This window comes from Mycobacterium sp. TH-M103 (genome assembly GCF_057473785.1).
The window spans coordinates 1-12,093 of the sequence record NZ_JBYCLG010000262.1 but is presented as its reverse complement, the minus strand read 5'-3'; the positions used below and the strand labels follow the sequence as shown (position 1 = coordinate 12,093).

The window sequence follows — 12,093 nt, the reverse complement described above, 5'->3', positions numbered from 1 at the left end:
ATCGGCACCCCGGTCACCTCGCGGACCGACAACGCGGCGCCACCGCGGGCGTCGCCGTCGAGCTTGGTCAGCACCACGCCGGTGAAACCGACACCCTCGCGGAACGCCTCGGCGGTGGTGACGGCGTCCTGCCCGACCATCGCGTCCAGGACGAACAGCACCTCGTCGGGGTCGACGGCGGTGCGGATGGCCGCGGCCTGGGCCATCAGCTCGTCGTCGATCCCCAACCGTCCGGCGGTGTCGACGATGACGACGTCGAAGTGCTTGGCGCGGGCCTCGGCGAGCCCGGCGGCCGCGACGGCGACGGGGTCGGGCGGGCCGACGTCGGGATCCGGTGATCCGGCGCCGGGATGCGGCGCGAACACCGGCACCCCGGCCCGCTGGCCGACGACCTGAAGCTGGTTCACCGCGGCCGGGCGCTGCAGGTCGCAGGCCACCAGCAGGGGCGTGTGCCCCTGGCCGCGCAGCCAGGCCGCGAGCTTGCCGGCCAGCGTCGTCTTGCCGGAGCCCTGCAGGCCGGCGAGCATCACGACCGTGGGCGGGGACTTGGCGTAGGCCAGCTGGCGGGTCTGGCCGCCGAGGATGCCGACGAGTTCGTCGTTGACGATCTTGACGACCTGTTGCGCCGGGTTGAGGGCGCCGGACACCTCGGCGCCGCGGGCGCGCTCCTTGATCCGGTTGACGAACGCCCGCACCACGGGCAGCGAGACGTCGGCCTCCAGCAGGGCGAGCCGGATTTCGCGGGTGGTGGCGTCGATGTCGGCGTCGGTCAGCCGCCCCTTGCCGCGCAGTCCCGCCAGCGCACCGGTCAACCGGTCAGACAGGGATTCAAACACCCGACCAGCCTAGTGGCTCGGCGGCCGGGGCACTTCGGCCGCGCGCGAAGGGCTTGACGGCGCGGCGCCGGCAAACGAGGGTCGAGCCCATGCTCGAGGTGCTCGACAAGGGCTCCACCAGCCCGGCGCATCCGGCGCCGCTGCTGTTCGTCCACGGCGGTTGGCACGCGGCGTGGTGTTGGGAGAACTTCCTGGACTTCTTCGCCGATGCCGGCTACCGCGCGGTCGCGGTGAGCCTGCGCGGGCACGGCGCGAGCCCCACCCCCACACCGCTGCACAGGGTTTCCGTCGCCGACTACATCGACGACGTCCGCGCCGTGGCCGACGACCTCGGCGGCTGGCCGGTGCTGATCGGCCATTCGCTGGGCGGCTTCGTCGTGCAGCGCTATCTGGAAACCCGCCGCGCCCCGGCCGCGGTGCTGGTCGGTTCGGTGCCACCGCAGGGCGTGCTCACGCTGGCGCTGCGGGTCTGGCGCCGCCGGCCGTCGATGACGCTGGAGGCCTGGAACGACCGCACGCTGCTGAAATTCCTCGCCACCCCGGCCCTGGCCCGCGAGTACCTGTTCTGCGCCGACACGCCCGAGGCCGTCGTCGAATCCTGCCGGCAACGCGCCGGGGCCGAGAGCGTGCGCGCCGCGATGACCGACCCGATCCTCCGCCGGGTCGCAACCCGGCGCGTGAGCACGCCGATCCTGGTGCTGGGCGCCGAGTACGACGGCTTCGTCAGCGTCGAGGAGGTGCGCGCCACCGCCCGCGCCTACCGGACCGAGCCGGAGTTCTTCCCGATGGGTCACAACATGATGCTCGAGCCCGGCTGGCCCGACGTCGCCGGCCGGATCCTCGCGTGGCTGCGGGCCCGCGACGTCACCGGCTCGGCACGCTAGCTCGCCCGAGTCGCTGCCGCCGCGAAAAGCCTTGCCGTGCTAGATTTCACGTCCGCCACTTAACCAGGCCGGCCGCATCGGATCACGGGACCACGGGGGGAAATGTCGTTGCAACCGGTCAGCACGGAGCCACGCGCCGCGACCGGGCACGACCCCGGCCGCGCGTTGCGGGGTTGGCAGCGCAGGGCGCTGGTGAAATACCTGACCGGTCAGCCGCGCGACTTCCTGGCCGTGGCCACCCCCGGATCGGGCAAGACGACGTTCGCCCTGCGGGTGGCGGCCGAACTGCTGGCCCAGCGCGCCGTCGACCAGATCACCGTCGTGGTGCCCACCGAGCACCTCAAGGTCCAGTGGGCGCGGGCCGCGGGGACGCACGGCCTCGCCCTGGACCCGCGGTTCTCCAACACCAGCCCGGTGACCTCGCCGGAGTATCACGGCGTCACGGTGACCTACGCCCAGGTCGCCGCGCACCCGACACTGCACCGGGTGCGCACCGAACAGCGCAGGACGCTGGTCGTCTTCGACGAGATCCATCATGGCGGTGACGCCAAGACCTGGGGCGACGCGATCCGCGAAGCCTTCGGCGACGCGACGCGGCGACTGGCGCTGACGGGGACGCCGTTCCGCAGCGACGACAGCCCCATCCCGTTCGTCGACTACGAAGCCGGCTCCGACGGGATCCTGCGCTCGCGGGCCGACCACACCTACGGCTACGCCGAGGCGCTCGGCGACGGGGTGGTCCGCCCGGTGGTCTTCCTCGCCTACTCCGGCGAGGCGCGCTGGCGCGACAGCGCCGGCGAGGAGCACGCGGCGCGGCTGGGCGAGCCGCTGTCGGCCGAGCAGACCGCGCGGGCCTGGCGCACCGCGCTGGACCCGGCCGGCGAATGGATGCCCGCGGTGATCGCGGCCGCCGATCGGCGGCTGTGTCAGCTGCGCACGCACGTGCCCGACGCCGGCGGCATGATCATCGCGTCGGACCGGACCGCGGCCCGCGCGTACGCCGCGCTGCTGGAGCGGCTGACCTCCGAACAGCCCACGGTCGTCCTGTCCGACGACCCCGGATCGTCCGGGCGCATCACCGAGTTCGCCGAGAGCACGGGCCGGTGGCTGGTCGCGGTGCGCATGGTCTCCGAGGGCGTCGACGTGCCCCGGCTTGCGGTGGGCATCTACGCCACCAGCGCCTCCACGCCGCTGTTCTTCGCCCAAGCCATCGGCAGGTTCGTGCGGTCGCGGCGGCCGGGGGAAACTGCCACCATCTTCCTGCCGTCGGTGCCCAACCTGCTGCAGCTGGCCAGCGAGCTGGAGGCCCAGCGCAACCACGTGCTCGGCGCGCCGCACCGGCCGGACGCGGACCCGCTCGACGGCGATCCCGCCACGCGCACGCAGACAGAGCAAGGCGAGGAGGACCGCGGCTTCACCTCCCTGGGCGCCGATGCCGAACTCGACCAGGTCATCTTCGACGGGTCGTCGTTCGGCACCGCCACCCCCGCCGGCAGCGACGAGGAGGCGGACTACCTGGGCATCCCCGGGTTGCTCGACGCCGACCAGATGCGGGCCCTGCTGCACCAGCGCCAGGACGAGCAACTGCAGAAGCGGGCCCGGCTCCAGCAGGACGCCGCGCACGCCGCGCCGGTGCCGTCGATGCACGGGGAGCTCCGCGAACTGCGCCGCGAGCTGAACACGCTGGTGTCGCTGACCCATCACCGCACCGGCAAGCCGCACGGCTGGATCCACAACGAGCTACGCCGCCGCTGCGGCGGGCCGCCGATCGCGGCCGCCACCCGCGACCAGATCCAGGCGCGCATCGTCGCGCTGCGGCAGATGAATTCGGAGCGGGCGTGAGCGCGCCCTAGTCGCCGACGGGCTCCTCGAGCACCTCGACGGCGGGGCCGCCCAGCACGGCCGCCAGGTGCTGCTCGACCACCGCGCGGGCCGAGTGCTCGCTGTCCCCGGCCGGCGCCGTCACGCAGAACACGTCGGCCGCGGTCGATCCGAAGGTGTTGACCTTTGCCCAGACGATGTCGACCCCGGCCCGTTCCAGCGCCCGGGTCAAAAGCGCCAGCAGGCCCGCCCGGTCCATGGCGCGGACTTCCAGGACCAGCTGGCCGAAAGGCGCGGTCTCCAGCCACAGGATGCGGGGCGGGGCGGTGGAACGCGTGACGGGAACACCGAACTGCACCTCGCCGGCCCGCGCGGTGGCCGCGCTCACCGCGTCGTTGTCGCGCTTCTCCAGCGTGCCCAGCACGTCGATGTCACCGCCCAGGGCGCCGGCGAACTGCTGGCGCAGCAGGCCCGCCTCGGGCGGCGAACCGAACAGCGGCGACACCACGAACTCGATGATCGCGACGTCGCCGTGGACGTTGGCCGACGCCGAATGGATGCGCAGCGAGTTCAGCGCCAGCACCGCGGCGGCGTTGGACACCAGCCCCCGCTGGTTCGGCGCGATCATCACGACCTGCAGGCGCTCGCCGCCGCCGGGCGCGACGTCCACCTGCACCCGGCGCTCACTGGTCAACGAAAGATATTGCGGTGCAACGGGTTCAGCCCGCGGTAGCGCCTCACCGGCCATCACCATCCGGCAGCGGCGGACCAGGTCCTCGATCAGGGACGCCTTCCATTCGCTCCACACCCCGGGTCCGGTGGCCTTCGAGTCGGCCTCGGTCAGCGCGTGCAGCACCTCGAGCAGCAGCGGGTCCCCGCCCAGGGCTTCGGACACCGCCGTGATGGTTTCGGGGTCCTTCAGGTCGCGACGGGTGGCCACCACCGGCAGCAGCAGGTGGTGGCGCACCAACTTGGCCAGCAGTTCGGTGTCCTCGGGCGAAATCCCCAGGCGGGGGCCGATCTTCAGCGCCATCTCGGCCCCGAGCACGCTGTGGTCCACGCCGCGGCCCTTGCCGATGTCGTGCAGCAGCGCGCCGAGCGCAAGCAGGTCGGGGCGCGCCACCCGGGTCGACAGCGGCGCGGCGTTCACGAGGGTCTCGACCACGTGCCGGTCCACCGTCCACTTGTGGGCGACGTCGCGCGGCGGCAGGTCGCGGATGGCGTCCCATTCCGGCAGCAGCCGCCCCCACAACCCGGTGCGGTCGAGCGCCTCGATGGTGGCCACCGCGGTCGGGCCGGCTGACAGCACGACCAGGAAGTCGTCCAGCGCCTCGCGCGGCCACGGGGCCGGCAGATCGGAGATTTCGGCGGCCAGCCGGCTCAGCGTGCCGGCGCCGATCGGCAGGCCCTTGTCCGCCGACGCGGCCGCCACCCGCAACACCAACCCCGCGTCGACGTCGGGACGCGCGTCGCGGGCGAGCACGATCTCCCCCGCGTAGTCGACGACCCCCTCGTCGAGCGGACGCCGCTTCGGGCGCCGCACCAGGGCGGAGATCCCGCGGCGCGGCAACGCGATCGCGGCGGTGCGCAGCCCGGTCTCGGCGTGGTAGGCGATGGTGCGGCCCGCGCCGGACAGGATCCGCGCCAGGTCGAACCTGTCACCGAAATGCATTGCGGCGCTGATCTCGTCGGCGAACTGGGCCAGCAGGACGTCACCTCCGCGCCCGGACACCCGGTGCAGCTCGGTGCGCACGTCGAGCAGCATCAGGTAGGCGGCGTCCAGCGAGCCGCCGGGCAGCTCCGGATTGTCCATGCCGTGGCGGTCGATGAGCTGGGCGAGGCCGAGCGCGTCGAGCAGCTGCACGTCGCGAAGGCCGCCGCGCCCCGACTTCAGGTCGGGCTCGGCGCGCTGGGCGATCCGGCCGCACCGCTGCCAGCGGGCGTGGGTGATCTCGACCAGCTCGTCCATGCGGGAGCGAATGGCACCGCGCCACTGGCGCCGCGCCCCGGCGATCAGCTCCTCCGAGAGCCGCGCGTCCCCCGCGATGTGGCGCGCATCCAACATGCCCAGCGCGGCCACCATGTCGCTGTCGGCCACACCGAGGGCCCCCGGGACGGTGCGCACGCTGTGGTCGAGCCGAATGTTGGCGTCCCACAACGGATACCACAATCCGTCGGCGACCCGCTCGAGCACGTCGGCGGGCTTGTCGTCGTGCAGCAGCATCAGGTCCAGGTCGGAGTGCGGCAGCAGCTCGCGGCGGCCCAGGCCGCCGACGCCGACGACCGCGAAGCCGCCGTCGTCGGTGATCCCGATCTCGGCGGCCTTGGCCGCCAGCCAGGACTCGTGCAGTTCCAGCCAGGCCCGCCGCAGCTTCGCGGGGCCGAGCTCACCGCCGTCGGCCAGCAGACGGCGCCGCGAGGCAACCAGATCGGTTGCCCCGCAAGCGTTTCCTGTCCCCAACGGGTCGGACCCGGTCGGGTTCATCCCTCCATGGTCCGGATCAACGGCGTGTCACAGCGCATCGGTCCCGCGTTCACCGGTGCGCACCCGAACGATGGTTTCCACGGGGCTGACCCAGACTTTGCCGTCACCGATCTTGCCGGTGCGCGCCGCCCGCACGATGCTGTCCACGACCTTGTCGACGATGGAGTCGTCGACGACGACCTCGATGCGGACCTTGGGCACGAAATCGACCGAGTACTCCGCACCCCGGTAGACCTCGGTGTGGCCCTTCTGGCGTCCGTAGCCCTGGATCTCGCTGACCGTCATCCCCAGGACGCCCGCGTCTTCGAGCGCAGTCTTGACGTCGTCGAGGGTGAACGGCTTGACGATCGCGGTGATGAGCTTCATCTCTACTCGGCCTCAACTTTCTCGCCCATTCGCTCCTCCATGCCGTTCCGGGTGTCCGGCACGGCAACCCGGGGGGGAAGCACCGAGCCGGTCGCCACGGCGAAATCGTAACTGCTCTCGGCGTGCTCGGCCTCGTCGATGCCCGCGGCCTCCGCCTCGGGGCTCAATCGAAGTCCCATCGTGTATTTCAGGATCAAAGCCAAAACAAGCGTGACCACACCAGAATAGATCAAGACGCTGAACGCGCCTATCGCCTGCCGCTCCAGCTGGGCCCAGCCGCCGCCGTAGAACAAACCCCGCGACACGCCCGTGACGCCGTTGATGGCCGGGGATTCCGGGGCCGCCAGCAGGCCGACCAGCAGCGTGCCCGCCAGGCCACCGACCAGGTGCACTCCGACCACGTCGAGCGAGTCATCGAAACCCAGCTTGAACTTCAGCCCGACCGCCAGGGCACACACCGCCCCGGCGACCGCGCCGACCACCAGCGCGCCCAGCACGTTGACCGACGAGCACGACGGCGTGATGGCGACCAGCCCCGCGACGATCCCCGACGCCGCGCCCAGCGTCGTCGCCTTGCCGTCGCGGATGCGCTCGGTGGCCAGCCAGGCCAGCATCGCCGCGGCGGTCGCGATCGTGGTGGTCACGAACGTCGTGCCGGCCGCACCGTTGGAGCTGGTGGCCGAACCGGCGTTGAAGCCGTACCAGCCGAACCACAGCAGGCCCGCCCCGAGCATGACGAACGGCAGGTTGTGCGGGCGGAACAACGTGGTGGGCCAGCCCCTGCGCTTGCCCAGCACGATCGCCAGCATCAGGCCCGCCACGCCGGCGTTGATGTGGACCGCGGTACCCCCGGCGAAGTCGATCGCGTGCAGCTTGTTGGCGATCCAGCCCCCGTGCTCGGCCACCGAGCCGTCGAAGGCGAACACCCAGTGCGCGATCGGGAAGTACACCAGCGTCGCCCACAGCCCGGAGAACACCAGCCAGGCGCTGAACTTCAGCCGGTCGGACACCGCACCTGAGACCAGCGCCACCGTGATGATCGCGAACATCAGCTGGAAGGCCACGAACACCGTGGCCGGCATGCTGCCCACCAGCGGGACGTCGGTGGCGGCGGTGCCGGCGCTCGGGTCCGCCTTCACCGCGTTCCCGCCGATGAGGCCCTTCAGGCCCCAGAACTGGCCCGGGTCACCGGCGACATTCCCCTTGTCGTCGCCGAAGGCCATCGAATAGCCGTAGAGCACCCACAGAACCGTCACCACGCCCATCGCGCTGATGCTCATCATGATCATGTTGAGCACGCTGCGGGCGCGGACCATCCCGCCGTAGAAGAACGCCAGACCCGGCGTCATCAACAGCACCAGCGCCGAACTCGTCAGCATCCAGGCGGTATCGCCGGTATCTGGCTGACCCATCATCGGGAATGTCACTCGCTACCACCTCCGGTCGGCCGTGAACTGGCCGCCAGACATGTGCCTGATGACCTGACCAGAACCATGCGAGATGGTTGTTTCGGCGCTGGGGCCGCCGTGTTTCGGCGGTATTAACGTCGGCCCGGTTGTGTAAGGGGGCCGTGCAACGGGTTTCAGCCCAGCAGCGCGTCGACGAACCCGGCCGCCTCGAACGGCGCCAAATCGTCGGGCCCTTCGCCGAGCCCGACCAGCTTCACCGGCACCCCGAGTTCCTGCTGAACCCGGAACACGATGCCGCCCTTGGCCGTTCCGTCGAGCTTGGTCAGCACCGCGCCGGTGATGTCGACGACCTCGGCGAAGACCCGGGCCTGGGCCAGCCCGTTCTGCCCGATGGTGGCGTCGAGCACCAGCAACACCTCGTCCACCTCGGCCCGCTTGGTCACCACCCGCTTGACCTTGCCCAGCTCGTCCATCAGCCCGACCTTGGTGTGCAGCCGGCCCGCGGTGTCGACGAGCACGACGTCGGCGCCCGCGGCGATGCCCTTGTCGACGGCGTCGAAGGCCACCGACGCCGGGTCGGCCCCCTCGGGGCCGCGCACCACCTCCGCGCCCACCCGGGACGCCCACATCTCGAGCTGGTCGGCCGCCGCGGCGCGGAAGGTGTCGGCGGCGCCCAGCACGACGCGCCGGCCGTCGGCCACCAGCACCCGCGCCAGCTTGCCGACGGTCGTCGTCTTCCCGGTGCCGTTGACGCCGACGACCAGCAGCACCGACGGACGGTCGGCGTGCGGCAGCGCGTGGATCGAGCGGTCCATGCCCGGCTGCAGCTGCGTGATCAGGACGTCGCGCAGCGCGGCCTTGGCGTCGGCCTCGGTGCGCACGTCGCTGCTGGCCAGCCGGCTGCGCAGCTGTGTCATCACCGACTCGGTGACCACGGGCCCCAGGTCTGCGATCAGCAGGGTGTCCTCGACATCCTGCCAGGAGTCCTCGTCCAGGTCGCCGCCGCCGATCAGGCCCAGCAGGCTGCGCCCGAACGCGTTCTGCGATTTGGCCAGCCGGCCGCGCAGCCGTTCGAGCCGGCCCTCGGTCGGCTCGATGGCCTCGATCTCGGGGGCCTCCGGTGGCGGCGCGACGGTCTCGGGTTCGGGGAGCCCGACGTCGGCGACCGTGCGCCGCGGCGCGTCGCGGGGAATCGTCGCGTCGTCGCCCACCCCGGGCAGTCCCGTGGTGTCGAGACGCTCCGCGGTCGGTGCGCCCTGGCTGAACGTGATGCCCGATGAGGCGGTATAGCCGCGGGGGCGCTCCAGCGTGCCGGGCTCGGGCCGGGCCAGCCTGATGCGCCGTCGCCGGTAGCGCGCCAGCCCCGCCACCAGCGCGACGATGACCAGCAGGACGGCGATGACGACGAGGGCGATCCAAAATCCTTGCGACACGCTGACATTCTTCCAGCCGCCCCGACGGCCCCGGGCGGCGGCAGCCGGTGCCCGGGTGCTCGCGTGTCCTAGGGGGAAGCCGCGGCCAGCTGCTGCACCTGCTGGCCGCGCATGCGCTGGGAGATCACCGCGGTGATCCCGTCGCCCCGCATGGTCACGCCGTAAAGCGCGTCGGCGATCTCCATGGTCGGCTTCTGGTGGGTGATGATGAGCAGCTGAGAGCGCGCCCGCAGCAGCTCGAACAGCGAGAGCAGGCGGCGCAGGTTGGTGTCGTCGAGCGCGGCCTCGACCTCGTCCATGATGTAGAACGGTGACGGACGGGCCCGGAAGATCGCCACCAGCATCGCCACCGCGGTCAGTGCCTTCTCCCCGCCGGACAGTAGCGAGAGCCTGGTCACCTTCTTGCCCGGCGGACGGGCCTCCACCTCGATGCCGGTGGTCAGCATGTCGTCGGGATTGGTCAACCGCAGCCGGCCCTCGCCGCCGGGGAACAACACCGTGAAGACCTCCCGGAACTCGCGTTCGACGTCGACGAACGCGTCGCTGAACACCTGCAGGATGCGGGCGTCGACGTCGGCGACGACGTCGAGCAGGTCCTTGCGGGCGGCCTTGACGTCCTCGAGCTGGGTGGACAGGAAGTTGTAGCGCTCCTCCAGGGCGGCGAACTCTTCGAGCGCCAGCGGGTTGACCCGGCCCAGCTCGGCCAGCTCGCGTTCGGCGCGTTTGGCCCGGCGCTCCTGGGTGGCCCGGTCATAGGGCATCGGGGCCGGGGCGACCACCTGCTCGCCGCGCTCGCGGGCCTGCTCGAACTCGGCCATCTCCAGCTCGCTGGGCGGCAGCCCGACGTGCGGGCCGTACTCGGCGACCAGGTCGGCCGGGGCCATCCCGAACTGTTCGAGCACCGTCTGCTCGAGCTGCTCGATGCGCAGCGCCGCCTGGGCGTTGGCCACTTCGTCGCGGTGCAGCGAATCGGTCAGCGTGGCCACCCGGGCCCCCAGCGCGTTCACCTCGTCGCGCACCGCGGCCATCGCCGCCGAGCGCTGCTGCCGCTCGGCCACCAGCGCATCGCGGATGTGCGACGCCGCGCCGACCACCCCGTCCAGCCGCGCGGCCAGCAGCCGCCCGGCGTCGGCCACGGCCGCGGCGATGGCGGCCGCGCGCACCCGCGCGGCGCGCGCCTGCTCGGCGCGCACCCGGGCCTCCCGTTCGGCCGCGGCCGCCCGGCGCAGCGAATCCGCCCGCCCCCGCACCGCGTTGGCCCGCTCCTCGGCGGTGCGCAGCGCCAGCCGGGCCTCCACCTCCACGCCGCGCGCGCTCTCGGCGGCGGCGGCGATCCGCTGCCGATCCGCCGGCTCCTCGGCCTCGACATGCTGGGTTTGCTGGGCGTTGCGCAGCCGCGTCTCGAGCTCGGTGACCTCTTCGACAGTCCGCGCGCGGCCGGATTCCAGCTCCTCGCGCTGCCGCAGCAGCCTGTTCCACTCCTCCTCGGCCGTCCGGGCGTCCTGCCCGAGCCGGCCCAGCTGCTCGTACATCGCGGAGATGGCGGTGTCGGACTCGTTGAGCGCGGCCAGCGCCTGCTCGGCGGAGTCCTGGCGGGCCGCCTGCTCGGTCAGCGCACCCGACAGCGCCGCGCTCAGCTGGGCGACCTGCGCTTCCGCCGCGGCCAGCTCGCTGCCGGCCTTGTCGATTTCGGAGGTGATCTCCAACGTGGACATCTTCCGGTCGGAGCCGCCGTTCACCCAGCCGGCGCCCACCAGGTCGCCGTCGAGGGTCACCGCCCGCAACCGCGGGCGGGCGGCCACCAGCTCGAGCGCCCGTGCCAGGTCGTCGACCACCGCGACGCCGGAGAGCATGGCGGTCAGCGCGCCACGCAGCCGCGGCGGGGTCTCGACCAGGTCCAGCGCCCACACCGCGCCGCCGGGCAGCTCGCCGGCCCGCGCCGAATCCTCCGGGGCCGGCCAATCCCCCACCACCAGGGCAGCGCGCCCGCCGTCGGCCTCCTTGAGCGCGGCGACCGCGGACCGGGCCGCCCCGAGGCTCTCGGCGGCCAGCGCGTCGGCTGCCGAGCCGAGCACGGCGGCCACCGCCGCCTCGTAGCCCGAGCGGACCTTGACCATCTTGGCGATCGGCCCCAGCAGCCCCGCCCCGCCGTGGTGCTCGGAGAGCCACGCCGCGCCGTTCTTGCGTTCCAGCCCCACCGACAGCGCGTCGATGCGGGCCCGCAGCGAGGCCACCTGCCGTTCGGCGCCCCGCTCGGCGGCCTGCAGCTCGGTGACGCGCTGGTCGGCTGCGCGCAGCGCGGCCACGGTCCGCTCGTGGTGCTCGTCGAGGCCCATCTCGCCCTGGTCGAGCTCGCCGACCCGCCCCTGCACCGTCTCGAACTCGGCCCGGGTCTGCTGCACGCGCGCGGCGGCGTGCTCGATGCGCTCGGAAAGCTTCGCGACGCTGTCGTCGATCGACTCGACGCGTGCCCGCATGGTCTCCACCTGCCCGGCCAGCCGGGCCAGGCCCTCGCGCCGGTCCGCCTCGGCGCGGACCGCCGCCAGGTGGGCCCGGTCGGCCTCGGCGGCCTCGCGCTCTCGCTCGGCCAGTTGCGCGCGGGCGGCCTCCAGCCGTGTGCGCGCCGCGGCCAGCTCCGCCTTCAGCTGCCGCTCGGCGGCCTCGACCCGCTGGGCCTCGGCATCCATCGCGTCCGGGTCCTTGTCGCTGGTCCTGGCCGGCTCGACATCGAGATGCTGGGCGCGTTCGCTGGCGATGCGCACGGTTGCGGCCACGCGTTCGGCCAGGGCGGACAGCCCGAACCAGGTGTGCTGGACCGACTCGGCGCGGGTCGAGAGCTCAGCCAGCGCGGTCTCGTGG

At 72.6% G+C, this 12,093-nt stretch carries 8 protein-coding genes; 2 read left to right on the top strand and 6 right to left on the bottom strand.

The annotated features are described in order from the left end of the window. Window positions 1-836, bottom strand: an 836-nt coding sequence (locus AC2VOR_RS15045; protein ID WP_486964037.1) for a signal recognition particle protein, incomplete at its 3' end; no start/stop codon positions are given. Window positions 837-925: 89 nt separating this feature from the next. Here AC2VOR_RS15045 and AC2VOR_RS15040 point away from each other — a divergent pair. Beyond that, the gene (locus AC2VOR_RS15040) at window positions 926-1,720 is read left to right on the top strand and encodes an alpha/beta hydrolase (protein WP_486964036.1); all 795 of its coding nucleotides are present in this window, start codon (window positions 926-928) and stop codon (window positions 1,718-1,720) included. A gap of 102 nt (window positions 1,721-1,822) precedes the next feature. Further along, window positions 1,823-3,562, top strand: a complete 1,740-nt coding sequence (locus AC2VOR_RS15035; protein ID WP_486964035.1) for a DEAD/DEAH box helicase — start codon at window positions 1,823-1,825, stop codon at window positions 3,560-3,562. Between the two features lie 7 nt (window positions 3,563-3,569). On the opposite strand, the gene AC2VOR_RS15030 is transcribed toward AC2VOR_RS15035, so the two are convergent. From AC2VOR_RS15030 to smc, 5 genes are all read right to left on the bottom strand, one after another. Continuing rightward, window positions 3,570-6,026, bottom strand: coding sequence for a [protein-PII] uridylyltransferase (locus tag AC2VOR_RS15030; RefSeq protein WP_369739555.1), 2,457 nt, complete (start codon window positions 6,024-6,026; stop codon window positions 3,570-3,572). Window positions 6,027-6,053: 27 nt separating this feature from the next. Beyond that, window positions 6,054-6,392 carry a nitrogen regulatory protein P-II gene (gene glnB / locus AC2VOR_RS15025; RefSeq protein WP_144956377.1) on the bottom strand — a complete coding sequence of 113 codons (339 nt, stop codon included), beginning with the start codon at window positions 6,390-6,392 and terminating at the stop codon, window positions 6,054-6,056. 2 nt (window positions 6,393-6,394) lie between these two features. Beyond that, window positions 6,395-7,807, bottom strand: a complete 1,413-nt coding sequence (locus tag AC2VOR_RS15020; protein ID WP_369741679.1) for an ammonium transporter — start codon at window positions 7,805-7,807, stop codon at window positions 6,395-6,397. A gap of 167 nt (window positions 7,808-7,974) precedes the next feature. Then, window positions 7,975-9,234, bottom strand: coding sequence for a signal recognition particle-docking protein FtsY (ftsY, locus tag AC2VOR_RS15015; RefSeq protein ID WP_369739556.1), 1,260 nt, complete (start codon window positions 9,232-9,234; stop codon window positions 7,975-7,977). A gap of 68 nt (window positions 9,235-9,302) precedes the next feature. Continuing rightward, window positions 9,303-12,093, bottom strand: a 2,791-nt coding sequence (smc, locus tag AC2VOR_RS15010) for a chromosome segregation protein SMC (RefSeq protein WP_486964034.1), incomplete at its 5' end; no start/stop codon positions are given.

Bases quoted from the DNA above. Each gene is read 5' to 3' on its own strand.
- AC2VOR_RS15040 (WP_486964036.1), top strand. From the start codon at position 926: ATGCTCGAGGTGCTCGACAAGGGCTCCACCAGCCCGGCGCATCCGGCG.
- AC2VOR_RS15035 (WP_486964035.1), top strand. From the start codon at position 1,823: ATGTCGTTGCAACCGGTCAGCACGGAGCCACGCGCCGCGACCGGGCAC.
- AC2VOR_RS15030 (WP_369739555.1), bottom strand. From the start codon at position 6,026: ATGAACCCGACCGGGTCCGACCCGTTGGGGACAGGAAACGCTTGCGGG.
- glnB (WP_144956377.1), bottom strand. From the start codon at position 6,392: ATGAAGCTCATCACCGCGATCGTCAAGCCGTTCACCCTCGACGACGTC.
- AC2VOR_RS15020 (WP_369741679.1), bottom strand. From the start codon at position 7,807: ATGATGGGTCAGCCAGATACCGGCGATACCGCCTGGATGCTGACGAGT.